Genomic DNA, 24,999 nt, shown 5'->3' with positions numbered 1-24,999 from the left:
TCTTAGTCTGGACAGCCAGCCAAAAGGTTCGTTGGTGGACGCATCACGCGATCAAGCTCAAACCGACGCTTGGCGACGCTCGTGCGGAACGAGGGGTGGTTTGGTTTCACAGCCTATTTCGGCGACTGAAATCCCGGCGACGATAGCCACTCATTCATGTGAGCAGCGGTATCTGTTTGCTCAGCCTTCCTCAGAAGCTCGTCGCGGCGAATGCTGGGCGGCATGCCTTCAGCTTGCTTGCGCAAATTCCGCGCCTCTTTCTTGAGGCGATCTCCGAGCGTCGATGATTGCTTGGTGCGAACTCGCATGCGCTGCTCCCTATCATGGGCGGGAGCGCGACCGGCGTTCTCATCGCCGGCAACTGCCACGGATCGGGCGACGATAATGCTCAACGTTTGAGTTGGGGAACAGTTGCGCCAGCCGAAGGCGAATTAACGCTGCGCTCGCCCGGGGGCGGCAATCGATTTTGCCAACGCATGGCTCTCTCCGCGTCTTCGCAATCTGGCGCGAGTTATCGACATTGGGTGGTGAGCGCGCTGGGGCTCGAACCCAGGACCCCGTGATTAAAAGTCACGTGCTCTACCGGCTGAGCTACGCGCTCCCATGGCCGCTGATGGTTCTAAAAATCGATCGCCATCGTCGTCGGTCATTTGGAGAAGCATGTCTTGCCGCCACGTTTGACTAAGCGTTGCGGGGAAAGCCGGTGAGGCTGTTTCCGGATCATGCTTTCGGCCCGCGCTGTGTAGGGGGATGGGGCGCTGAGGTCAATAGCGCACGCGGCTGCCGAAGATCGCGGCAGAGGCGGGGATTTGCACGACGTTTCCGTCGCTTAGCCCGGGATTTTCAACCTGATTGGTCGCTCGTCATCCACGCCGAAGAGCGACGCCCCTTGGAGGCGCGGGTCCGTGGCGCCCGGAGCAAGCCTTCGAGGCACCGAGGATCAGTTCGCCTCCTGCCGCACCTCGCTCGGCACCGGCTGCGCGGTGCCGGCGGGCGTCGGCAGGGCGACGGGGCGCAGGCCGATCAGCTCGGCCGTGCGGATCGCGCTGTCACGCCAGAACTGGAACGAGTTGATGCGGCTGAGCTCGAGGATGGCGATTGCGACCGCGGCCAGGAACGGCAGGCTTTGCAGCACGAGCACGCCGGCGAAGATGTAGATCTCGGTGATCTGCCTAAAGCTATTAGAGGCAATCAGCACGCCGGCGCCGATCAGGAGCAGGGCGCCGATCACGGCTTCCCAGAACGCCTGGAACTCGATCGACATCCGCGACAGGCCGCCCTTGGAGGTGCGCGCGAACGCAATGTGCTCGGTGATGAGGCCCTGTGCCACCGCGCGCGACACCGTCCACTGCACGCTCATCGCCGCGATCATGGCGCCCAGCATCTGGCCGGGTTTGATCGCGACACGCAGGCGGTACATCGACAGGAAGTGCGCCAGCGACACGATGAAGGCGGCGATGATCGGCAGCGTCAAGATCTTGTCGGGGATGGCGATGTCGGCAAAGGCGACGATCGGCACCCAGATCAGGTTCAGCAGTGCCACGACCACGCCGAGGCTTTCGGCGCCGAGCCAGTTCAGCCAGCCCAAACCATATTCGCGCTTCTGGTCGGGCGTCAGCCGGCTCCGTCCGGGCAGGAAGTGCCGCCAGTGCTTCTTGACGATCTGGAGGCCACCATAGGCCCAGCGATGACGCTGCTTCTTGAAGGCCTCGTAGGTGTCGGGCAAGAGGCCCTGTCCGTAGCGGTGGTTGGTGTAGTGGGTGACCCAGCCGAGCTCCTGGATCGCGAGACCGAGATCCGAGTCCTCGCAGATCGTGTCGCTCGACCAGCCGCCGGCCATGTCCATCGCAGCGCGGCGGATCAGGCACATCGTGCCGTGCACGATGATGGCGCTGACCTCGTTGCGCTGGACCATGCCGATGTCAAAGAAGCCGGCGTACTCGCCGTTCATGATGTAGTGCATGATCGACAAATCGCCGTCGCGATGCTCCTGCGGCGCCTGCACGAGGCCAACGCGCGGATCGGCGAAGGCCGGCACCAGGTCCTTGAGCCAGTCGGGATCGACGACATAGTCGGCATCGAGAATGCCGATGATCTCGGCATCCACTGCCGTGCGGTCCATGGCGATGCGCAGCGCGCCCGCCTTGAAACCCTTCACCTTCTCGGCGTTGATGAACTTGAAGCGTTCACCGAGCGTGCGGCAATGGTCCTGGATCGGCTGCCAAAAGGCCGGATCCGGCGTGTTGTTGATGATGACGACGCATTCGTAGTTCGGATAGTCGAGCCGCGACAGCGCATCGAGCGTCTGCTTGAGCATCTCGACCGGCTCGAAATAAGCGGGGATGTGGATCGAGACTTTTGGGTAGTAATTCTCCGGCACGTCGGCGACCGGCTTGCCCTTGGTGAGGAGCCGCTGCGGCGGCCGGCCGAAGGCCACGGCTGCGACCTCGTCGATCCGCGCCATCGCGATCAGCACAAGGGGAACAAGGAGGATCATGCCGAGCGTCAGCGCGAAGGCCGAGCCGAAGATGAAATAGTGCCCGTTCCAGAACGCGAACACGGTCGCGGCCCAGGCGCCGACGCCATTGGCGGTTGCCGACAGCAGGAACGCCTGACGCGCGGTCGGATGCTCCAGCCGCAGGATCGGCAGCGACAGCAGGACGCCGACCAGCAGCGCGATCGTCATCAGCTTCCAATAGTCGGGATTCTCGACCGGGCCGGTCCAGGCGAATTTCGGCTCGCGGCTGGCGTTGAGGATGCCCCAATAGGGCCCGACGCCGCCTTCGAAATATTTCCAGGGCTGATCGATCGCCTCGACGATGTTGTACTCCATGCCGAGGCCTTCGGCGCGGCTGACGAAATTGCGCAAGGTCAGCGCCTGCTGGAACGGACCGGGGTCGGCGTTGCGCAAATTGTAGCCCGCGCTCGGCCAGCCGAACTCGGCGATCACGATGCGCTTGCCGGGGAACAGGTTGCGCAGGAGGTTATAGCGGTCGACGGCCTGGTCGACCGCCTGGTCCGAGCGGAAATTTTCCCAATAAGGCAGCACGTGCGCGGCGATGAAATCGACGTTGGAAGCGAGGTCCGGATTGTCGCGCCAGATGTTCCAGATCTCGCCGGTGGTGACAGGCACGCGGACCGCGCTCTTCACCCGCTTGATCATCTCGATCAGGTCTTCGACCTTCTGCTCGCCGCGGTAGATCACCTCGTTGCCGACGACGACGCCGTTGACGTTGCTGTTCTTGCGGGCGAGCTCGATGGCGGCCTTGATCTCCCGCTCGTTGCGGTCCGGGTCCTTGCCGATCCAGGCGCCGACCGTGACTTTGAGCCCGAACTCGGCGGCGATCGGCGGCACCAGCTCGTTGCCTTCCGTCGCGGAGTAAGATCGGATGGCGCGCGTGAGGGTCGAGAGCTTTTTCAGATCGGCACGAATCTTGTCGGGGTCGACGTTGTCGTCGACAACATGTCCCGGTTCGAACGGCGTATAGGACAGGCTCGGCAACAGGCCCCTGAAGTCGGGCGCGGGTTCCCTGTCGCGCAGGACTCCCCAGATGCCGGCGTGAAGCACGGACACGAGCAACAGAACGGCGGCGACAACGCGCATCGCGGCTAAACCAAAAGGGGCTGGGGTGGCAGGGAAGCGGATCCGACCCCGAGATCCGACCGAGTCCGCGGCAAGTGGAGCATACCTCTGCCGCGCGGTTTCACAACTGTCATGGCCTCATGTCCGGATAAGGGCATGGCCTTTTTGGGAGCGCGGCTGTGCCAACAATTGCTATCGCCGATCGTTCCTGAACGGCGGCTGAAACGTTCGCAGCTATTTCTGGGGCGCGGGCGACGGACTTGCCGCAGGCGAGGGGCTTGCGGCCGGCTGGGGGCTTTGCGAATTGCCGGTGGTCGGTGCCGCCGGCTGCGACCCCGCCGCCGATGCCTGCTGCGGCTGGGAGGCCGGGTTGATCCAGCAAGCGTGCACACGGCTGTCCAGGGTCTCGGCGACCTTGGGATCGATCTGGGCGCCGAAGCGGGTCAGGCAGCGGAACGCCGCCTGGATGTGGCCGCCGGGGCAGCCGAAGCGGTCATAGAGGTCGAGGTGGCGGAACGCGGTATCGAGGTCATCCCGCCACATCAGCCGGACCACGCGCCGGCCGAGCCAGACGCATTCGGGATTGCCCGCCGGGCCGTTGATGACTTGGGCTGCTTCCGCGAACTCATCGGTGCGGCGCTGGTTCTGGGCCGCGTCCTTGGCGGCGTCGGCGGGCTGGGTCGCGGCCTTGCCCTGGTCCGGGGCGGGTGAGCCGCTCTGGGCGGAGGCGGCACCGAGGCCGGCCAGGAGGACAAGGCCGGACACGGCCAAGGTGGCGGCGAACTGCCGCAGGGCCGCATTTCGTAACTCGAACACCCGTCGCCGCATGAATTCCCCAATATCTCAGCTGACCGCCCGCGCGGAGGACATCGCGGACGCGTCGGTGATGGCGTCCAAATGGGTCTCCAATGCGGCGGAAAAGTCCCGCAAAATTCCATGGCCTTTATTTGGATTGTTGTCCAGCAAAGTCACGATCCTATGGCTTGGTCGAACGGCCGCAGGCCAATTCGCCGGGGGAGAGGGCGCAGCCCACCTGCGTCCCCCCTTGGCAGATGGCGTGCGAGCAGGTAATCGACGGACCCTTCGCGGAGGACGGAACCGATTTCACTTCGTACGCCACTGGCGCTCCTGCTCGTCTCCCTCTGTGCGATTGCGGCCGTGTGGTGGTGGCTGGCCACGCCGATCACGCTCGCGCGCGCGCCCATCGATCCCAATGACAAGGTTCAATGCGTCTCCTACGCACCGTTCCGCGGCGACCAGACGCCGCTGAACGAATGGACCCATATCGAGGCCGACCAGCTCGAGCAGGATCTGCGCCAGCTCAAGGAGATCACCGACTGCGTCCGCACCTATTCGATCGAGAACGGGCTCGACCAGGTGCCGGCGGTTGCGGCGAAGATCGGCGGGCTGAAGGTGATCCAGGGCATCTGGCTTGGCAGCAACCGCGCCAAGAATTTGGCGCAAGTTGCGACCGCCGTCCGCCTCACCAAGGACTTCCCCGGCACCATCTCCGCGCTCGTCGTCGGCAACGAGGTGCTGCTGCGCGGGGAGATGACGACGTCGGACCTCACCGCCATCATCCGCTCGGTGAAGGCGCAGGTCACCGTGCCCGTCACCTATGCCGATGTCTGGGAATACTGGCTGAAGAACCGCGAGGTCTATGACGCCGTCGACTTCGTCACGATTCACATCCTGCCTTATTGGGAAGACATGCCGGTGCGCGCGAAATTCGCCGCCGCCCATGTCGAGTCAATCCGCGAGCGTATGGCGGTCGCGTTTCCCGGCAAGGAGATCCTGATCGGCGAGACCGGCTGGCCGAGCGAAGGCCGCATGCGCGACGGCGCGCTGCCCTCGCGCACCAACCAGGCCCGCGTGGTCTCGGAGATCCTCGGCATCGCAAAAGCGCAGAAATTCCGCGTCAATTTGATCGAGGCCTATGACCAGCCGTGGAAGCGGCGGCTCGAAGGCACCGTCGGCGGCTATTGGGGCCTGTTCGATTCCGTGCGGCGGCAACTGAAATATCCGCCGGGCGAGCCGATCAGCAATTTCCCGTTGTGGAAATGGTACATGGGCGCCGGCATGGGCCTGAGCGTGCTGGTGTTCGCGGTCGCCGGCATCACGCTGCGGCGCAGACCCTGGACGCCGCGCTTCTCAGCCTGGCTCGGCGTCGGCATCTCGGCGACATCGGCGGGCATCCTGCTCGGGATCGGCGCCGACAAGATGTTCTATGAGAGCTACGGCTGGGGCGGCTGGCTGCAATGGGGCACGCTGCTTCTGGCCGGCATCCTCTCGCCGATCTTCTGCGCGCAGGCGCTCGTCATCGGCCGCAGCCTGCCGACCTTCCTCGATATTCTCGGCCCGCGCGAGGAGCGGAAATGGTCGAAGCTCACCGCCGTGCTCGGCCTGACGCTGGCGGTGACCGCCGTGATCGCGGCCGAAACCGCGCTCGGCTTCGTGTTCGATCCGCGCTACCGCGACTTCCCCTACGCCTCGTTGACGATGGCGGTGGTGCCGTTCGCACTGCTGATGCTGAACCGACCGCCGATCGGCGTACGCCCGATCGCGGAAGCGGTGTTCGCTGGCGTGCTGGCGCTGTGTGCGGCCTACATGCTTCTGAACGAAGGTCGCGAGAACTGGCAGGCGATGTGGACTTGCGCGATCTACCTGTTGTTCGCGCTCACGCTGTGGCGGGCGCGGGCCGAGCAAAGCCAAGGATGAGCAGCCCGATCGCCAGCCCCGCCAGCACGATGTTGTAAAGCACGATGCCGAGGCCGGCTGCGATCACGCCGAGCGTGAGCAGCACGATCGAAGGCCGCATCAGGTTCAGCGTCGCGATGACCAGCGCGACGATGCCGAACACCGAATTCTTGAACAGCGACGTCGACACCGAGCGCGCCTTGCAGATCATGGTCTGCAAGCCGGCATCGCAGGCGAGCGCGACTTGCGAGAACTCGATCGCGAGATAGCGCACATAGAGCGCCCAGCCGACGGTGACGAAACCGACGACGAGCAGGAATTGCACCTGATAGGGCGTGAGGCGAAACGGCTTTTTCTTCATGGGCGCAATATGGTCGGGAAGGGGGGATGGGGCAACAGGGGAGGAGGATTTTTCTACCCACCGCGACAACAGAGCGGGAGGTTGCGAAGACCGAAGTGTCCCCACCGTAGCGATACGGATTTGCCAGACCGTCGGCGACGCCTAACATTTGACGTGAATCGCAGGCGTGATTGCTGATCCAATTAGCAGCAGATCACGTCGTTCAAGAACGCGACTGCCAGGAAACGAGCGGGGATGGCAATGACTGAGGCGTTGCAGATCAATTTCGCGCTTTGGGGCATGATCGTCTGTGCGGCAATCAAGATTAGCCAGTTGATGGCGGCCGTTTAGCCAAAAATCCAGGTGATGACAGTCGGGCGGAGTCGCTCAGGCAAGTCATGCCCGTGATCAACCACGAGCTCCGATCCTCTACCGCCTGAAGAACGATGACAGCGTCGATCCCGCGGACGCTGTTTCCGGCTTCGCTGCCGCAGCCGCCGGTTGCGCCGCTGGCGCAGGCGCGGGCTCCTCGCGCTTGGAGCGCTTGGAGGAGTAGCTGCGGCGGTGCTTATCCGGCTTGGCGGCGGGTGCGGGAGCAGGCGCGGTCTCGGCTTGCGGGACGGCGTCCTGACTCTTCTCGGAAGCCTTGTCCGATCCCTTGTCCTGCTTGTCCTGGCCGCGCATCGACAGGCGCTGGCCGTCGAACACGGTGGTCTCGCAGTGGCGGTCGCTCTCGCTCAGGCCCGCGCAGAGTTTTGCCGCGGCGGCGGCATTGACGAGGGGACCGGCACCTAAGCGGAGCTGCATGCCGAGGCCGGTGTTGCCTTCCTTGATAATGATGATCGGCCGCAGCGCTGCGATCTCGGGATTGGATTTGCTCAGTCCGCGCCACAACGCACGCAAGCCGTCGATCGAGTTCGCGCCGCCGAGGTCGATTGCAAATCGCGTCTGCTGGACGGCGATCGCGGGAGACTCGGCTTCAGTTGCTTCCGGCGGCTTGGCGACTGCGGCGGCAACTTCGGTGGGCGCGGGCGCCGGCTCGGGCTTTTTCTCGGCGGCCTTCTCAATCGTCTCTGGTTGAATCAATTTCGATGCGGCCGGATCGGGCGGCGCCATCATCGACTTGGATGGCACGAGCGGCAGGCTTGGCAGTGCCGATGTCGTCGCCGGCGACTGCGGTACCAGCGAGGCGGCAGCGGCGGTCTGCGGCGGCAGGCTCGGCTGGTCCTTCGCGGCTTCTTTCGAAGTGTCTTTTGGCTCCTTCGCGCTACCTGCGCGCGGCTTGTCGACCAACGATGCTGCCGTGGAGGCGACCGGCGCGACATCCGGTGCTGGCGCTGCGGGCTGCGCCGCCGCGACCGGCGCGTCCTGCGGCTTCGACGCGGGCGCCTGCGGCGATGTGGTCGTCTGCTTGGCGATGGCGCCGGTGACGGACTCCAGCCCTTGCTCCAGCACGGTGACACGCGAATAGAGCCGGTCGCGATCGGTGTTCAGCGTCTCGATGGCGGAGGCCAGGCGACGGGCTTCGTTCTGGCTTTCCTTCGTCAGCAACTGGAGCCGGTCGGCCTGGCGCGACAGATCGACCGAGGCGACCTGGTCGCGCCGCCAGCCGAGCTGGGCCTGATTGGCCAACACGGACAGCACGACGGCGCCGACGGCCGCCACGCCCCACGTGCCCAGCCGCCACATCATGCGCCGGTCGAACGTTCCTTCCTCGGCCAAAAGTCCGGAGAACAGCCCGCCTGTCTCCTTGGCGCCGAAGGCATCCGCCAGTGGGTCGGAATCCTTTGCCATGAACGTTTAAGTGCCCAGCCCCTGTCCGGCTTCCCCGAATCAATCAGGGAACATTAGCAGTAAAAATGTGCCGCACTTGAATTCCGGGCGTTTGCGGGGGTAGCAAGGCGGGTAGCTCATGACGGCATCGGCCTGCCGCCGCCAACCGATTCGGCCGTATCTGACAGGATTTGGATGACCGCCCGCTCAAGCCTCACGATCGTGCTCGCCGCCGGCGAAGGCACGCGCATGCGATCGAGCCTGCCAAAGGTGCTGCATCCCGTCGCGAGCCAGAGCCTGCTCGCCCATGTGCTCGGCGCCGCACCGAAGGGAACCGGCACCTCGCTCGCGGTCGTGATCGGTCCCGACCATCAGGCGGTCGCGGATGAAGCCAAGCGCATCCGCCCCGACGCGCTCACCTTCGTGCAGGCCGAACGGCTCGGCACCGCGCATGCGGTGCTGGCGGCGCGCGAGGTGATCGCGCGTGGCGTGGATGATCTCCTGATCGCGTTTGGCGATACACCGCTGATCTCGGCCGAGACCTTTGCGCGGCTGCGCGCGCCGCTTGCCAAAGGCGCTGCCATCGCCGCGCTCGGCTTTCGCGCAGCCGATCCCACCGGCTACGGCCGCTTCATCGTCGAGGGCGACCGCTTGGTCGCGATCCGCGAGCAGGCCGATGCCAGCGCTGAAGAGCGCAAGATTGATCTGTGCAATGCCGGCGTGATGGCGATCGACGGACGCCGCGCGCTCGCGATCTTGGACAAGATCGGCAATACGAATTCGAAGGGCGAATATTATCTGACGGATGCGGTCGGAATCGTCCGCGAACAGGGATGGGAGTCCGTGGTGATCGAGACCAGCGAGGACGAAGTGCGCGGCATCAACACCAAGGCGCAGCTTGCAGAAGCCGAAGCCGTGATGCAGGCGCGGCTGCGCAAGGCGGCGATGGAAGCCGGCGTCACGCTGATCGCACCTGAAACCGTCTTCCTCGCCGCCGACACCGTGTTCGGCAAGGACGTCACCATCGAGCCGTTCGTGGTGATCGGACCGGGCGTCGCGATCGGCGACGGCACGGTGATCCATTCCTTCTCGCATATCGTGCAGACCACCCTCGGCAAGAACGTCTCGATCGGCCCCTATGCGCGGCTGCGGCCCGGCACCTCGCTCGGCGATGGCGCGCGCATCGGCAATTTCGTGGAGACCAAGGCCGCGATCCTGGAGGCCGGCGTCAAGGTCAACCATCTCTCCTACATCGGTGACGCCAACATCGGCGCCAATTCCAACATCGGCGCCGGCACCATCACCTGCAACTACGACGGCTTCAAGAAGCACAAGACGGTGATTGGGCAGGGCGCCTTCGTCGGCACCAACTCCTCGCTGGTCGCACCGGTGAAGATCGGCAACGGCGCCTATATCGGCTCTGGCTCGGTGATCACGCGCGATGTGCCCGATGATGCGATGGCGCTGGAGCGTAGCGAGCAGACCATCAGGGAAGGCGGCGCGGCGCGCTACCGCGAGATGAAGACCAGCGGCAAGAAAGCGGAAAAGAAGCCGGAGAAGTGAGCGGCGTTACTCGTCGTCGGCGAATTCGGAGAAGATCGCGCGCGTCAGGCGCCAGCCACGCGGCCTTGCACGCTTCGCTGGCTCGCCTTCGGCAAGCTTCGTGAAGACCAAGACCGGCTTGCTTTCCTTGCCGCGGTGGGGCGGCGGCCAATGCGCGAGGTGCGTGCCCGCGGTCTCGCTGGCGAGCAGATATTTGGGTGGCAGACCTTTGCGGTCGGACGTGGCTTTCATGGCCTTGATCTCCCGGGCGGGAATGGTTGGCCAAACTTGTTGACAACGAGTTAATGTGCGCGGTTAAAGGCCGGCCACATCGACGCAGGTGAAGGTGTGCCATCATCCGATGCTGTCGCAATCCGTCATAATTATTGAGTATCTGGTTCCTTAGGAATTTCGCTAAGAACCGAGCGTGTCGTTTAGGCGATTTTTCGACGATTTGGGGGATATTGATCCGCATGTGCGGGATTGTCGGCATTCTCGGGCGCGAGCCGGTTGCAGAGCAATTGGTGAATTCGCTCAAACGTCTTGAATATCGCGGCTACGACTCCGCGGGCGTCGCCACGCTCGAAGGCAGGCTCATCGAGCGCCGCCGCGCCGAGGGCAAGCTGAAGAATCTGGAGAAGCGGCTGGAAGCCGAGCCGTTGAAAGGCACCACCGGCATCGGTCACACCCGCTGGGCCACCCACGGCAAGCCGACCGTCAACAATGCCCATCCGCATGCGACCGAGCGCGTCGCTGTCGTCCACAACGGCATCATCGAGAATTTCCGCGAGTTGCGCGAAGAGCTCGAGAAGAAGGGCACGGTGTTCCACACCCAGACCGACACCGAGATCGTGCTGCACCTCGTCGACGATCTGCTGACGCGCGGCAACAAGCCGGTGGAAGCGGTGAAGCTGACGCTGGCGCGGCTGCGCGGCGCCTTCGCGCTCGGCTTCATTTTCGCGGGCGACGACGATCTGATGATCGGCGCCCGCAACGGTCCGCCGCTCGCGATCGGCTATGGTGACGGCGAGATGTATCTCGGCTCCGACGCCATCGCGCTCGGCCCGTTCACCGACACGATCAGCTATCTCGAGGACGGCGACTGGGTCGTGCTGACCCACAACAGCGCCACCATCTTCGACAAGGACGGCCACGGCGTCCAGCGCGACAAGATCAAGCATGCCGCCTCGACCTCGCTGGTCGACAAGGCCAATTACCGTCACTTCATGGCGAAGGAGATCCACGAGCAGCCGGAAGTGGTCGGCCATACGCTGGCGCGCTACGTCGACATGGCGACCGAGCGCGTCTCGCTGCCGGTCAAGCTGCCGTTCGACTTCAAGGATATCCAGCGCATCAACATCACGGCGTGCGGCACCGCGAGCTATGCCGGCATCGTCGCGAAATACTGGTTCGAGCGTTTTGCGCGCGTGCCGGTCGAGGTCGATGTCGCCTCCGAATTCCGCTACCGCGAAGCGCCGTTGCGCAAGGGCGATCTCGCCATCTTCATCTCGCAATCCGGCGAGACCGCCGACACGCTGGCCGCACTGCGCTATGCCAAGGCCGAGGGCGTGCACACGGTTGCCGTCGTCAACGTGCCGACCTCGACCATCGCGCGCGAGAGCGAGACCGTGCTGCAAACGCTGGCCGGGCCCGAGATCGGCGTCGCCTCGACCAAGGCCTTCACCTGCCAGCTCATGGTACTGGCAAACCTCGCCATTGCGGCCGGCAGGGCCCGCGGCGAATTGTCCGAGGAGGACGAGACCAAGCTGGTTCACGGCCTCGTCGAGATCCCGCGCCTGATGGCGGATGCGCTCACCACCGAGCCCCAGATCGAAAAGCTAGCGCACAGGATCGCCAAGTCCCGCGACGTGCTCTATCTCGGCCGCGGCACCAGCTATCCGCTGGCGCTCGAAGGCGCGCTGAAGCTGAAGGAAATCTCTTACATCCACGCCGAGGGTTATGCCGCCGGCGAGCTCAAGCACGGGCCGATCGCGCTGATCGACGAGACCATGCCGGTCGTCGTTATCGCGCCCTACGACCGGGTGTTCGAGAAGACCGTGTCCAACATGCAGGAGGTCGCCGCCCGCGGCGGCAACATCATCCTGATGACCGACGCCAAAGGCGCGGAGGAGGCGACGGTGGAGTCCCTCGTCACCATCGTCATGCCCGACATGGCGGCCGCCTTCACGCCGATGGTCTATGCCGTCCCCGTGCAACTGCTCGCCTACCATACAGCGGTGGTGATGGGCACCGACGTCGACCAGCCGCGCAATCTCGCCAAATCGGTGACGGTGGAATAGGCAGACGGGATCGGGCCGGGACGCTAGGTGGTCTTCCAAAACCTGCTACAAGCCCCTAGCTTGAATGCAGTGACCGACCTGGAACCCGAATGACCGCCCGCGACGACGCGCCTGCGCCTCTGCCTGATCCCGCCCCGGAACCGCATACCGGCCTGATGGGCCGCTTCCGCAACTATTTCCTCACCGGCCTCATCGTGACGGGGCCGATTGCGATCACCCTTTATCTGGTCTGGTGGTTCGTCACCTGGGTCGACGGCGTAGTGCGGCCGTTCATACCGCTGGCGTATCGGCCCGAAACCTATATGCCGTACGTCGTTCCCGGCTGGGGACTGATTGTCGCGGTTTTCGCCCTGACGCTGCTGGGCTTCCTGACCGCCAATCTGATCGGCCGCACCCTGGTCGATCTCGGCGAGACTTTTGTCGGCCGGATTCCGGCGGTGCGCGCCATCTACCGCGGCCTGAAGCAGGTGTTCGAGACGCTGTTCTCGGGCAAGGGCTCGAGCTTCCGGAAAGTCGGCCTGGTCGAGTTTCCGTCGCCGGGCATGTGGTCGATCGTGCTGATCTCGCAGTCGCCGAACGAAGACGTCGCGCGCAGCCTGCCGGGACAGGAGGAGCATGTCTCGGTGTTTCTGCCGTGCTCGCCGAACCCGACCACCGGCTTCTTCTTCTACGTGCCCAAGAGCAAGATCATCGAAGTCGACATGAGCACCGAAGATGCCGCGACCCTGATCATGTCGGCTGGCGTGGTGCAGCCGGGCTCGGCGCCCGACCCGAAAAAGGCCGCCGCGCTCGCGGGCATGGCGAACGCCGCGCGCATTGCCAACGCCTCCACGCTCCGGCCCGAGCCTGCGAAGGTGGAGTAGGGCCATTCCCCGGCGGGATGGCCGCGTTCACGCAAGGACTCGCGTCCTCTGCTATTGTTCCAGTTGAATTGAGCCCATCGCTCGGAATTCGAACTGGAGTGCCCGATGTCCAAAACCATTGCGATCCTCGCACCCGGCGCCATGGGCAGCGCGGTGGCCCGCCGCCTCAGCGAGAACGGCGCGCGCGTGCTGACGTCGTTGAAGGGGCGGAGCGAGGCGACGCTGAAGCGGGCAGCCGATGCCGGCATGGTCGGCGCCGAGGACGCCGCGATCGCGGACGCCGACATCATCCTCTCGATTGTGCCACCGGGCGAGGCGGTCGCATTGGCTGAGCGGCTGGCGGCGCTGATCGTCCGGCGCGAGAAGAAGCCGGTCGTGGTCGACTGCAACGCCGTCAATGTCGATACCGTGCTCCGGATCGAGGAGATCATCGGCTCGGCGCAGGCACCCTTTGTCGATGCCGGCATTATCGGCTTCCCGCCGCAGCCCGGCGGCAAGAGCCCGGCGTTCTACATGTCCGGCGAGCACGCCAAGGACGTCGCCGTGCTGAAAGATCTCGGGCTCGATGTGCGGATCGTCGCGGGCCCGGTCGGCGCGGCGTCGGCGCTCAAAATGTCCTACGCCGGCATTGTGAAGGGTCTTGCCGGAATCAGCTCGGCCATGGTGGTCGCGGCGACGAATGCGGGTGCTGCGGATGCGCTCCGTGACGAGCTCGCGCTGAGCCAGCCCGCGATTTTGGCGCGGCTCGAAGTCGCGCTGCCCGACATGATCCCGAAGGCCTATCGCTGGGTCGCGGAGATGCGCGAGATCTCCGGCTTCCTCGGGCCGGACCATCCGGCCAGTCAGATCTACGAGGGTTTTGCGAAATGGTTCGAGCATCTCGCGGGGGATGCCAAGGGCGAGGCCGCGGATGCCACGCTGCTGAAGGCGTTCGCTGCGAGAATCGCGAAGAAAGCCTAGCTATCCGGCCCTTGCCGCCGGATATGTCAGGCTAGCTGCCCCTTAGCTTGCGCCTTGGGATCGCGAACCGTGAGCTGACTTCGTGCGTCGCGTGGGACGAAGCGCGTCCGGCGTCCACGAAGCCGTTCCGTGCAGCGGGCGAAGCCAATTCGCGCTGGCCGCGAAGACTCCTGGAAATCGGCCCCGGCTAACGTCCTCTCATCAACAAGGGGGTTGATCATGTCTCATTCATTTCGCCAGATCAGTTTCGCCATCGCGATTGCCGCTTCCACCTTTGCCTTGCCGACCAGCGGCCATGCCTATACTGCGGAAGCCCAGCAGATGTGTACCAGCGATGCCTTCCGTCTTTGCAGCTCCGAGATTCCGAACATCTCCCGCATTACCGCGTGCATGGTGCAGCACAAATCGGAGCTCAGCCCAGGATGCCGCGCGGTCATGGATCGCGACGCTGCGCCACAGCCGGCAAAGACGGGCCCTGACCTGGAGTGAGAGCCCCCAGAAAATCCATGATATCCCGGTCGCTTCTCAAGCGCACGACCGGGACATGGGCGCCATACTGGATGCGTTCAGTCTCGATCACGGGCGCACGTTCGGTGTCATAGCGCCAGGCTTCCCGCATCAATTTCCAGTCGAATTGCTCCGGACATCCCTTCGGCAGGTCGGGCCGCGTCGTGTCGCGATCGAAGGCCGAGCGCCAGAGAATGCGCCACTGGCAAAGCCAGCGCGGGCGGTCGATGACGACCAAAGTCTCTGCGCGCGCGAGTGTGAGATCGAAGGCCAGCCCCGAGAAGCTGCCGTCGACGATCCATTCGTCGCCCGCGATGGCGTCAGCGACGCGCACGCGAAAGCTTGCTGTGTCGGACGCCTTCCAGCCCGGCTGCCAGTAAAGTACGTCGAGATGCACCACCGGCAGCTCAAGCTTTCGCCCGAGATTTCGGGAGAGGTTGGTCTTTCCGCTTCCCTGGCTGCCTACGACGATGATCCGGCGCATGGCGCGAGGGTTTCACGAAATCAGCCGCAGTGAAAGTTTGGATTTCAACTTGCCGTTCGCGAGGCGGGATGGCTCTATGAACGCCGTATGCAATGGGAGTTCGTATGAGAGTGTTGGTGATCGGCGCGGGCGCGCTTGGAGGATACTACGGCGCTTGCGTGGTGCGGGCAGGTGGCGACGTGACTTTCCTGGTTCGCGCGAAGCGGGCCGAGCAATTGCGGCGCAACGGATTGCAAGTCGTGAGCCCGCATGGCGATTTTGCCTTGCAGCCAAAGATCATTCAGGCAAGCGATCTCAAGGAGCCGTATGACGTCGTGCTCGTCGGCGTGAAAGCCTACTCACTCGACGACGCGATGAGCCAGTTCGCTCCCGCTGTCGGCGCCAACACCATGGTTCTGCCGATACTCAACGGGTTGAAACATGTCGACGCTCTGACCGCGAGGTTCGGCGCGGCGCGCGTCCTCGGCGGATTGGCGAACGTCAGCGCCGGGCTCGACGGGGATGGTCGTGTGGTTCAGTTCATGGCCAATCAGACGATTGTGTTCGGCGAGATCAAGGGGCCGTTGAGCGAGCGTGCGCTCGCGCTGGAGAAACTGCTCAAGGTCCCCGGCATCAACGTGCGCGCCAGCGAAGCGATCATGCAAGACATGTGGGAGAAGTTCGTTCAGCTCAGTACGCTCGCCGGCATCACATGCCTGATGCGCGCGAGCGTCGGCGACATCCTGGCCGTGCCTAACGGCGAGCAGTCTATTTTCCGACTGTTTGCGGAATGCTGCGCCGTCGCGACGGCGTCAGGGTTTGAGCCACGTGCCGCGTTCGTCGAGTTCGATCGAAAGCTGTTCACCACACTGGACTCGCCACTCAAGGCCTCGATGCTACGTGATATCGAGCGCGGCTCGATGACCGAGGCCGAGCACATCCTCGGCGATATGGCCAATCGGGCCCGTTCGCTCGGCATCGACACGCCGTTGCTGGATCTGGCTCGCGCGCATGTCGCGGCCTACGAAGTTGGGCGTCGAAGAGCGGCGAGCTAACCCGCTCCGATCAGCGGGATCGCCTCGTCCCGCTCGTAGAGATACAGCAGGCAGCGCAGCGCTTCGCCGCGCTCGCCCTTCAGCTTCGGATCGTCCTTCATGATGCGCAGCGCCTCGTCACGGGCCTGCGTGATGAGCTGGCCGTGGACTTCCGAACGCGCGATGCGGTAGCCGGGCAGGCCGCTCTGGCGCACGCCGAGCACGTCGCCTTCGCCGCGCAGCTTCAAATCCTCCTCGGCGATACGGAAACCGTCGGTGGTCTCGCGGATTACTTTCAGCCGGGCCTTCGACATCTCGCCAAGCGGCTCGCTGTAGAGGAGGAGGCAGGTCGAAGCCTCTGAGCCGCGTCCGATACGGCCGCGCAACTGGTGCAGCTGCGCAAGGCCGAACCGCTCGGCGTTCTCGATCACCATGATGGTCGCCGCCGGCACATCGACGCCGACCTCGACCACGGTGGTCGCGACCAGGAGCCCGATCTCGTGGGCAGCGAACTGGCCCATCACGCGATCTTTCTCAGTGCCCTTCATCTGGCCGTGGACGAGGCCGACACGGTCGCCGAAACGCCTTTGCAGGCTCTCGAAACGTTTCGTTGCATTGGTGAGGTGTTCGGTGCCTTCAGCCTCGGATTCCTCGACCAGCGGGCAGATCCAGTAGACCAGTTTGCCGGATTCGAGCGCACGGCCGATGCTGTCCGTGACCTCGCCGAGACGGCTCATTGATATGGTGCGGGTTTCGATCGGCTGGCGACCGGCCGGCTTTTCGCGCAATTCGCTGATGTCCATGTCGCCGAAATAGGTCAGCACCAGCGTACGTGGAATTGGCGTTGCGCTCAGCACCAGTACGTCGACAGCTTCGCCCTTCGAGGTCAGCGCGAGCCTTTCACGCACGCCAAATCGGTGCTGCTCGTCGACGATGGCGAGCGCGAGATCGCTAAAGATCACGTCGTCCTGGATCAGCGCGTGGGTGCCGACCAGGAGATCAATATCGCCCGCGGCGAGCCGCTCGATGATCTCGCGCCGCTCCTTGCCTTTTTCGCGGCCGGTGAGGATCGCGACCTGCATACCGGCGCGCTCGGCCAGCGGCGTGATGGTCTTGATGTGCTGGCGCGCCAGAATCTCGGTCGGCGCCATCAGCGCGGCCTGCTTGCCGACTTCAGTGACGGCGGCTGCCGCGAGCAGTGCCACCACCGTCTTGCCGGAGCCGACGTCGCCCTGAAGCAGGCGCAGCATCCGCACCGGTTGTTGCAGATCGTTGGCGATCGCCGCGGCCGCGTCGCGCTGGGAGGACGTCAGCGCGTAGGGCAGGGCGTCGATGATCTTGCTGCGCAAATGCCCATCGCCGGCGTTGCGCACGCCGGCCGGGCGACGCAATTGCGCGCGGATCAAGGCGAGCGCGAGCTGCCCGGCGAGCAATTCGTCGAAGGCGAGGCGCGACCAGAACTGCTTTTCGGGCAGGATGTCGGTGAGCTCGACCGGCTGATGCACGCGATGCAGCGCCTCGGCGACCGGCGGAAAATTGCAGCGGCGCAGCACGTCCGGGCTGATCCATTCAGGCAGCGCCGGCAGCTTTTGCAGCGCCTGCGCGACCGCGCGGCGGAGCGAGCCGATCGCCAGCCCTTCCGTCAGCGGATAGACGGGATCGATGCCGGAGAGCTTTGAGATCGCCTCCTCGTCCAGCACGCGGTCGGGATGCACGATCTGCGGGATGCCGTCATACATCTGGAGCGTGCCGGAGACGTAGCGCTTCTCGCTCATCGGCAGCAGCTTTTCGACATAGCCGGGTTTGGCGCGAAAGAACGTCAGCACGACATCGCCGGTGTCGTCGCTGGCATAGACCAGATACGGCGCGCGCGCGTTGCGCGGCGGGGGCGGGCGGTGGCGGTCGACGGTGACCTCCAGCGTCACCATGGTTCCCTGCACGGCGTCGCGAATCTTCGGCCGCGCCCGGCGGTCGATGACCTGGCTCGGCAAATGCAGCAGCAGGTCGACCAGCCGCGGCGTCTCATTGCGGCTGAGCAGGTACTGCAACAGCTTGTCCTGCTTCGGACCGACGCCGGGCAGGCTGGTCACGGGAGCAAACAGCGGATTGAGCAGGCTGGGGCGCATCAGGTGAATCTAGGACCGTTTCGGCTGGTCATGCCCGGCTTTATGCCGGGCATCCACGTCTTTTTTCGTCTCGCGGAGCGAAGGTGCGGTCATGGAGGGCCTGAATTGCCGCAACAAAGAGCTGACACCGGCGGTCCGAGTGGCTATATCACGCCGGCCCGGCACGTCCGGGCTTTTGGCGTTTGACTGGAATCGAGACATGACGGGAACGACACGATCAAGTGACGGGCTGGACGACCGCCGCAAGCGGATTCTGTTCCGCTGCTGGCACCGCGGCACGCGCGAGATGGATCTGATCCTCGGCCGCTTTGCCGACGCCGAGATCGGCAAATTGTCCGACGCCGAGCTCGATGAGCTGGAACGCCTGCTCGAAGAGTCTGATCCCGATCTCTATGCCGCCATCATCGGCGACAAGGTGCTGCCAGCTGATGCCACCGGCGCGCTGTTTGTTCGCATCAAGGCGTTCCCGATTACGGACGGCAATCTATGAAACCGGGTTTGAAGTCGCCGGCCGAGCTGCTCTCGCCCGGCCGCGCGCTGACGCTCGCCAATGTCGCCGAGGGCGCCGAGGGTCTCGTCATCTCCGATCTCGCACGCGCCATCGCGGCGCGGCCGAAGAAGCCGGCCGTCAGCCTTGCCGTGGTCTGCCGGGATGGGGCACGGATGCAGCAGCTCGAACGCGCGCTGCAATTCTTCGCGCCCGATTTGCCGGTGCTGACATTCCCGGCCTGGGACTGCCAGCCTTATGACCGCGTCTCGCCCCATGGCGGCATTTTGGCGCAACGCCTGGCGACGCTGGCGCGGCTTGCTTCGCTTACCGGCAGCGACAAGCCGCTGATCGTGCTGACCACGGTGAATGCGTTGGTGCAGCGCGTGCCCGCGCGCGACCTCGTTGCGGCGCAGGCGCTGTCGGTCGCGCCTGGCAATGTCGTGCCGATGGACAGCATCATCGCCTGGCTCGAGCATAACGGCTACAATCGCTCCTCGACCGTGCGCGAGCCCGGCGAATATGCCGTGCGCGGCGGTATCCTCGATCTCTTCCCGGCCGGCCTCGACCAGCCCGTGCGTTTCGATTTCTTCGGCGACAGCCTGGAATCGATCCGCTCCTTCGACGCCGAGACCCAGCGCACGATGCTCGACATGCGCTCGCTCGATCTCGTCCCGATCTCGGAATTCCAGCTCGTCACCGACACCATCCGCCGCTTCCGCATGGGCTATGTCGCCGAGTTCGGTGCGCCCGAGCGCGACGATGCGCTCTACGAGGCCGTCAGCGAAGGCCGCCGTCATCCCGGCATGGAGCACTGGCTGCCGCTGTTCCAGGACCGGATGGACACGCTGTTCGATTATCTGCAAGGGGCAGCCGTCGCGATCGAGCCGCAGGCCGAGGACGCCGTGCGCGAGCGCTTCAAGCAGATCGTCGACTACTACCAGGCCCGTCGCGATGCGATGGAGCATCCGGGCGGCGGTGCGATCTACAAGCCGCTGCCGCCGGACCGGCTTTATCTGACCGAGGACGAGTGGGCCAAGCGCCTCGGCGATGTGCCTCTGGCGCGGCTGACGCAGTTTTCCGTGCCGGCGGACGGCACAAGCGTCGTCGATGCCGGCGCGCGCAAGGGCCGCGACTTCGCGCCCGAGCGTAACGACACCACCGTCAACGTGTTCGAGTCCGTCGTCGGCCATGTGATGGGCTTGCAGGCCCAGCGCAAGAAAGTCGTGATCGCGCTCTGGACCGAGGGCTCGCGCGACCGCATGACCTCGATGCTGCGCGATCACAAGCTGACGCACACCACCAGTGTCAACAGCTGGCGGACCGTGCAGGCAACCCCGCGCAACGAGACCATCCTCGCCGTGCTAGGCCTCGAAAGCGGGTTCGAGACCGATGAGATCGCCGTCATCAGCGAACAGGACATTCTTGGCGACCGCCTGGTGCGGCCGCGCCGGGCCAGCCGCAAGCTCGACAATTTCATCTCGGAGATCACGAGCCTGGCGGCCGGCGACATCGTCGTCCACGCCGATCACGGCATCGGCCGCTTCATCGGCCTCCAGACGCTCGACGTCGCCGGCGCGCCGCATGACTGTCTCGAGCTGCATTATGCTGCCGAGGCGAAACTGTTCCTCCCCGTTGAGAACATCGAGCTGTTGTCGCGCTACGGCTCCGACCAGACCACGGTCGAGCTCGACCGTCTGGGCGGCTCAGGCTGGCAGACCCGTAAGGCGAAACTCAAGAACCGCATTCGCGAGATCGCGGGTGAGCTGATCAAGATCGCCGCCGAGCGCCATTTGCACGAGGCGCCGAAGCTGCCGGTGCAGCCGGGCCTCTACGATGAATTCTGCGCGCGCTTCCCCTATGACGAGACCGAGGACCAGCTAGGGGCCATCGAAGCCACGCTGAAGGACCTCGAATTCGGCCGTCCCATGGACCGGTTGATCTGCGGCGACGTCGGTTTTGGCAAGACGGAAGTTGCGTTGCGCGCGGCGTTTGCCGTGGCGCTCGAGGGCAAGCAGGTCGCCGTCGTGGTGCCGACCACGCTCTTGGCGCGCCAGCATCACAGGACCTTCACCGAGCGCTTCAAGGGCTTTCCAGTGAACGTGGCGCAGGCCTCGCGCCTGGTTCCGGCCAAGGAGCTCAACCTGGTCAAGAAGGGCATCGCCGACGGCTCGGTCGATATTGTCGTCGGCACCCACGCGCTGCTCGGAAAGGCGATCAAGTTCCGCGACCTCGGCCTCGTCATCGTCGACGAGGAGCAGCATTTTGGCGTCACCCACAAGGAACGGCTGAAGGCACTTCGCTCCGAGGTGCATGTGCTGACGCTGTCGGCAACGCCGATCCCGCGTACGCTGCAACTGGCGCTCACCGGCGTCCGCGAGCTCTCGATCATTGCCTCGCCTCCGGTCGACCGTCTCGCTGTGCGCACCTTCGTCGCGCCGCATGATCCGCTGATGATCCGCGAGGCGCTCCTGCGCGAGCGCTATCGCGGCGGCCAGGCGTTCTACGTGGTGCCGCGCATCGACGACCTCGCCGAGGTCAAGGACTTCCTCGACAAGAACGTGCCGGAGATGAAGGTCGCGGTCGCGCACGGCCAGATGCCGCCGGCAGTGATCGAGGACATCATGACCGCGTTCTACGACGGCAAGTTCGACGTCCTGCTCTCGACCACCATCGTCGAGTCCGGCCTCGACATTCCCAACGCCAACACGCTGATCGTGCATCGCGCCGACATGTTCGGCCTGGCCCAGCTCTATCAGCTGCGCGGCCGCGTCGGCCGCTCCAAGCTGCGCGCCTATGCGTTGTTTACGCTGCCGGCGCAGCAGAAGATCACCGCGCAGGCCGAGCGCCGGCTGACCGTGCTGCAATCGCTGGAGACGCTCGGCGCTGGCTTCCAGCTCGCCTCACACGATCTCGATATCCGTGGCGCCGGTAATATTCTGGGCGAGCAGCAGTCTGGCCACATCAACGAAGTCGGATTCGAGCTCTACCAATCGATGCTGGAGGAGGCGATCGTCAACCTCAAGGCCGGCGTGTCTGAGCCGGCCGCCGACCGCTGGTCACCGTCGATCACGATCGGCATGCCCGTGCTCATTCCGGAAGACTATGTCGGCGACCTCTCGGTGCGGCTGTCGCTCTACCGGCGCCTCGCCGATCTCGACAGCGAGGAGGAGATCGAGAACTTTGGCGCCGAGATGCGCGACCGTTTTGGCGTGCTGCCGGACGAGGTGCGCTATCTGTTCAAGGTCGCCGCGATCAAGGCGTTCTGCCGCCAAGCCAATGTCGGGAAGATCGACGCCGGTCCGAAGGGCGCCGTCATCACCTTCCGCGACAATTCCTTTGCCCATCCCGACCGCCTGGTGACCTTCATCCGCAGCCACGGCCAGGCCGCAAAGGTGCGGCCCGACATGAAGGTGGTGTTTTTCCAGGACTGGGAGACGCCGGAAGAACGGCTCGCCGGCACCACGGAGATCATGCGCCAGCTCGCACAGCTCGCGCACAGCAAGAAGGCGGCGTAGGCCCGTAGTATTCCGGAGGCGGCGTAGCGCGAAACGGTGCGCCGCACTTGGGTTGAAGCGACATATGGCCACTTGCAGATTGACCGAACAACAGCCATGTTCGGCTCGTCGAGTTCCGCCGAACGACATCCATCCACCCGCGACTGGTTTACCGGACGCGGGTTTTTTGCACCGGTTGCGGGTTGGCCCGCCCATTGAGACAGCAGAGGTCGCGAGCGTGTCCATCAATATCGATTCAAACCAGGAATCAGATCAGGAACACGACGACGTCATGTATCCGCAGGTCCTGCCGTTTGTATTGATCCACGCCGGATGCGTCGCGGCGGTCTGGACAGGCGTCTCGTGGCAAGCCGTTGCAATTTGTGCCGCCCTGTATTGGTTGCGCATGTTCGGGGTCACTGGCGGATATCATCGGTACTTCTCGCATCGGGCATACGCGACAGGCCGGGTGTTCCAATTCATCCTTGCCTTCCTTGCTCAGAGCAGCGCTCAGAAAAGCGTTCTCTGGTGGGCTGCCAAACATCGCCATCATCATCTTCACTCGGATACTGCGCAGGATGTGCATTCCCCCCGGCACAAAGGCTTCCTCTATAGCCATGTCAGCTGGATCTTTTATCGGCAGCACGATGCGACTGACCTGGTGAAGGTCTCGGATCTGGCCTCGTATCCCGAGCTGATGTGGCTGCACAGGCTGGAGCTCTTGCCGGCGGTCGTGCTCGCGGGTCTGTGCTTCCTTGTTGCCGGGTGGTCAGGACTCGTGGTCGGATTCCTCTGGAGCACGGTGCTGCTGTATCACGCCACGTTCTGCATCAACTCGCTCGCACATGTTCACGGACGCACGCGGTACGTGACCGGTGATGACTCCCGCAACAACTGGCTGCTCGCGCTGCTGACGATGGGTGAGGGGTGGCACAACAACCATCACGCCTACCAGGCCAGCGCCCGGCAGGGCTTCCGCTGGTATGAGATTGATCTCACTTATTATGCCCTGGTTGCCTTGTCCTGGCTCGGGATTGTCTGGGATCTGAAGTCGCCGCCCGTGCAGGTTCTGCGCAACGAGCATCGGTTGGGATCACGCGCGATAAGGCAAGCGGCCGAGCAGCTCGCCGCTCGCTTTAATCCTGAACACATCGCGCTTGCGATCAGAACGTCGATCCATGAGACCGAATTGTCGGTCCGGGACGCGCTCAGTCTGTTGCAGCACCGTGCCGACTTGCGTCTGTCGAGCATGCCGACGCGCGATCAGTTGCTGGCCGAAGCGCAGCGCATGTTCGCCAAGACGATATCCTTGGACGACATTGTCGACCGTGCCTACGAGCTCCTGCACGACTCTGTCGGTTTTCTCCTGGCCAGTCCGGCTCTACCGGCCAACGCGACAGCGAAGAGTGGCATTTAGCGCGCGCAATCGATCTCGGTCGACGGCGATGCGCGCCACTCCTCAGAGCACAACATCCCGATTGACGTTCTTGTACAAAAGATAGACCGACTGGCTCGAACCTGTCGGATAGAATTGCTGCGGGCAGAACGATCCCATCCAGATGAAGTCATCAATCCAGATTTCGTGCCAGGTATCGCCAAGATAATACAAACCTTGCCCCTCCAGCATGAGCAATCCGTGCTCCATGATGTGGGTCTCGACGGCTGGAAAACAGACGCCGGGTTGGAAGAACATCAGATTCATCTCGAAGTCGAACCGGAGGTCGCCCATTGGCAGCAGGTGCTTGAAGCCGCGCCCCTCCAGTCCGGTATGGTTCGTCATCGGCATCGATTGTTGTTGGCCGATGATGGCCGTCGGTGCCGCTATGCCCTCAGCCATTTCATAACGTTTTTTGACCGTGATCACGCGGGCAGGAGCAGTGGGATGGCAGCGCATCGCGAATGACATGCCCGGCGGAACATAGGCAAAGGCACCGGTTGTAAGCGAGGTCGGGGCTTCGGTGCCAATGCTTATGTCGACGGTTCCCGTCACGACGTAGAAGAAATGCTGAAGGTCCACGCAGATCGGCTGAGCCGTGCCGCCCGAGGGCTCGATTTCCAGCATGAACTGGGCAAAGTCGGCCCCGAGCGTCGGCGCCGCCAGAAAACGGACAGTCGTTGACGTCCACGCCGGCAGTCGGCTCTTCAAGACGCCCTCAGGCGGTATGAACGCGAAATTGCGGCCGACGATTGCGCGGCTGTGACCGATCGCGCCAGGACGAACGACGCCGGGTTGGGCAGGCAGATCGGTGGGATGCATCTGAGATTCCTTGGTCAACCCGGAACAGCGCGTAGTCGGTAGGGTGGGCAAAGCGGAAGCGTGCCCACCACATCTGGTGCGATCGTGGAGGGATGGTGGGCACGGCGCAAGTGCGCCTTTGCCCACCCTTGTATTAGCGCGCCGGATTAGAATGGCCTCGTTCCGTGAGGAATGGCCCAGCCCGGGTGGCCGCCCGAGCTGGGCCGCCGATCGATCGGATCGATGCCCACCGAAGCCTTGAGGGCTGCGTTTCGTAGCAAGATCGCGGTCGGCACTTCATCGGGACCCGCATGGTTGAACGAACTTCAGGTTCGCATTCACAAGGGAGGGTCGAGGAAGATGGCCAAGCGTATCATGATCTGTGCCGGGATCGATACCGGCAAACACAAGCTCGATGTGGCGCTCGATGGCAGTTCCGAGCGGATCCAGGTCGAGAACACACCGGAAGGCTACACGGAGCTGCTGGAATGGCTGCAACGCCACAAGGTCAAGCGGGTTGGGATCGAGGCGAGCGGCGGCTATGAGCAGGCGGTGGTTGCCGAACTGCGACGCAAGCGGCTTGTGGTCGTC

At 64.2% G+C, this 24,999-nt stretch carries 19 protein-coding genes and 1 tRNA gene; 10 read left to right on the top strand and 10 right to left on the bottom strand.

Translation table 11 applies throughout. The features are described 5' to 3' along the window. Positions 1-113: 113 nt before the first annotated feature. The 4 genes from UB31_RS40875 to UB31_RS33700 form a co-directional block, all read right to left on the bottom strand. Positions 114-308 (bottom strand): hypothetical protein, encoded by a 195-nt coding sequence (locus UB31_RS40875; protein WP_082078727.1) that lies wholly within the window; start codon positions 306-308, stop codon positions 114-116. A gap of 217 nt (positions 309-525) precedes the next feature. Then, a tRNA-Lys gene (locus UB31_RS33710) sits at positions 526-601 on the bottom strand. Positions 602-940: 339 nt separating this feature from the next. Beyond that, positions 941-3,604 carry a glycosyltransferase gene (locus UB31_RS33705; protein WP_045013960.1) on the bottom strand — a complete coding sequence of 888 codons (2,664 nt, stop codon included), beginning with the start codon at positions 3,602-3,604 and terminating at the stop codon, positions 941-943. 213 nt (positions 3,605-3,817) lie between these two features. Next, positions 3,818-4,411: a hypothetical protein gene (locus UB31_RS33700; protein WP_045007443.1), complete on the bottom strand. Its 594-nt coding sequence runs from the start codon at positions 4,409-4,411 to the stop codon at positions 3,818-3,820. Between the two features lie 330 nt (positions 4,412-4,741). On the opposite strand from UB31_RS33700, the gene UB31_RS33695 reads away from it, so the two are divergent. Continuing rightward, entirely contained in the window at positions 4,742-6,301 is a 1,560-nt protein-coding gene (locus UB31_RS33695; RefSeq protein ID WP_045013959.1) for a glycoside hydrolase family 17 protein, read from the top strand. On the opposite strand, the gene UB31_RS33690 is transcribed toward UB31_RS33695, so the two are convergent. Both UB31_RS33690 and UB31_RS33685 read right to left on the bottom strand, forming a co-directional pair. Then, the gene (locus UB31_RS33690) at positions 6,261-6,641 is read right to left on the bottom strand and encodes a hypothetical protein (protein WP_045013958.1); all 381 of its coding nucleotides are present in this window, start codon (positions 6,639-6,641) and stop codon (positions 6,261-6,263) included. The two genes, UB31_RS33695 and UB31_RS33690, sit on opposite strands and share 41 nt — an antisense overlap. A 408-nt stretch (positions 6,642-7,049) precedes the next feature. Next, a complete protein-coding gene (locus UB31_RS33685) occupies positions 7,050-8,414 on the bottom strand; it encodes a hypothetical protein (protein ID WP_045013957.1) in 1,365 nt (454 codons plus the stop codon). 174 nt (positions 8,415-8,588) lie between these two features. On the opposite strand from UB31_RS33685, the gene glmU reads away from it, so the two are divergent. Next, complete coding sequence (gene glmU, locus UB31_RS33680) at positions 8,589-9,956, top strand: bifunctional UDP-N-acetylglucosamine diphosphorylase/glucosamine-1-phosphate N-acetyltransferase GlmU (protein ID WP_045013956.1); 1,368 nt, start codon at positions 8,589-8,591, stop codon at positions 9,954-9,956. Between the two features lie 6 nt (positions 9,957-9,962). Here glmU and UB31_RS33675 read toward each other — a convergent pair whose 3' ends face one another. Next, a complete protein-coding gene (locus tag UB31_RS33675) occupies positions 9,963-10,187 on the bottom strand; it encodes a hypothetical protein (RefSeq protein WP_045007438.1) in 225 nt (74 codons plus the stop codon). Between the two features lie 221 nt (positions 10,188-10,408). Here UB31_RS33675 and glmS point away from each other — a divergent pair, with 221 nt between their 5' ends. The 3 genes from glmS (at position 10,409) to UB31_RS33660 (ending at position 14,058) form a co-directional block, all read left to right on the top strand. Further along, positions 10,409-12,235 (top strand): glutamine--fructose-6-phosphate transaminase (isomerizing), encoded by a 1,827-nt coding sequence (glmS, locus tag UB31_RS33670; protein WP_045013955.1) that lies wholly within the window; start codon positions 10,409-10,411, stop codon positions 12,233-12,235. 89 nt (positions 12,236-12,324) lie between these two features. Further along, on the top strand, positions 12,325-13,098 hold the full coding sequence (locus tag UB31_RS33665; RefSeq protein WP_045007436.1) for a DUF502 domain-containing protein: 774 nt from the start codon (positions 12,325-12,327) through the stop codon (positions 13,096-13,098). Positions 13,099-13,203: 105 nt separating this feature from the next. Continuing rightward, entirely contained in the window at positions 13,204-14,058 is an 855-nt protein-coding gene (locus UB31_RS33660; RefSeq protein ID WP_045007435.1) for an NAD(P)-dependent oxidoreductase, read from the top strand. Positions 14,059-14,491: 433 nt separating this feature from the next. On the opposite strand, the gene UB31_RS33655 is transcribed toward UB31_RS33660, so the two are convergent. Then, positions 14,492-15,049: a P-loop NTPase family protein gene (locus UB31_RS33655; RefSeq protein ID WP_045013954.1), complete on the bottom strand. Its 558-nt coding sequence runs from the start codon at positions 15,047-15,049 to the stop codon at positions 14,492-14,494. Positions 15,050-15,153: 104 nt separating this feature from the next. On the opposite strand from UB31_RS33655, the gene panE reads away from it, so the two are divergent. Then, positions 15,154-16,083, top strand: coding sequence for a 2-dehydropantoate 2-reductase (panE, locus tag UB31_RS33650; protein WP_045013953.1), 930 nt, complete (start codon positions 15,154-15,156; stop codon positions 16,081-16,083). On the opposite strand, the gene recG is transcribed toward panE, so the two are convergent. After that, positions 16,080-18,188, bottom strand: coding sequence for an ATP-dependent DNA helicase RecG (gene recG, locus UB31_RS33645; protein ID WP_045013952.1), 2,109 nt, complete (start codon positions 18,186-18,188; stop codon positions 16,080-16,082). The genes panE and recG overlap by 4 nt on opposite strands. A gap of 199 nt (positions 18,189-18,387) precedes the next feature. Here recG and UB31_RS33640 point away from each other — a divergent pair, with 199 nt between their 5' ends. The 3 genes from UB31_RS33640 (at position 18,388) to UB31_RS33630 (ending at position 23,589) form a co-directional block, all read left to right on the top strand. Further along, on the top strand, positions 18,388-18,678 hold the full coding sequence (locus UB31_RS33640) for an FAD assembly factor SdhE (protein WP_045013951.1): 291 nt from the start codon (positions 18,388-18,390) through the stop codon (positions 18,676-18,678). Beyond that, entirely contained in the window at positions 18,675-22,193 is a 3,519-nt protein-coding gene (mfd, locus tag UB31_RS33635) for a transcription-repair coupling factor (RefSeq protein WP_045013950.1), read from the top strand. Before UB31_RS33640 ends, mfd begins: the two co-directional genes overlap by 4 nt. Positions 22,194-22,464: 271 nt before the next feature. After that, complete coding sequence (locus UB31_RS33630; protein WP_045014174.1) at positions 22,465-23,589, top strand: acyl-CoA desaturase; 1,125 nt, start codon at positions 22,465-22,467, stop codon at positions 23,587-23,589. Between the two features lie 42 nt (positions 23,590-23,631). On the opposite strand, the gene allE is transcribed toward UB31_RS33630, so the two are convergent. Then, the gene (gene allE / locus UB31_RS33625) at positions 23,632-24,429 is read right to left on the bottom strand and encodes a (S)-ureidoglycine aminohydrolase (protein ID WP_045013949.1); all 798 of its coding nucleotides are present in this window, start codon (positions 24,427-24,429) and stop codon (positions 23,632-23,634) included. A 339-nt stretch (positions 24,430-24,768) separates the two neighbouring features. Here allE and UB31_RS33620 point away from each other — a divergent pair. After that, positions 24,769-24,999: IS110 family transposase (locus UB31_RS33620; RefSeq protein WP_045011530.1), on the top strand; the 231-nt coding region annotated here is incomplete at its 3' end.

The organism is Bradyrhizobium sp. LTSP849 (genome assembly GCF_000938255.1).
Lineage (GTDB): Bacteria > Pseudomonadota > Alphaproteobacteria > Rhizobiales > Xanthobacteraceae > Bradyrhizobium.
This window is presented reverse-complemented; position numbering and strand designations above follow the sequence as displayed.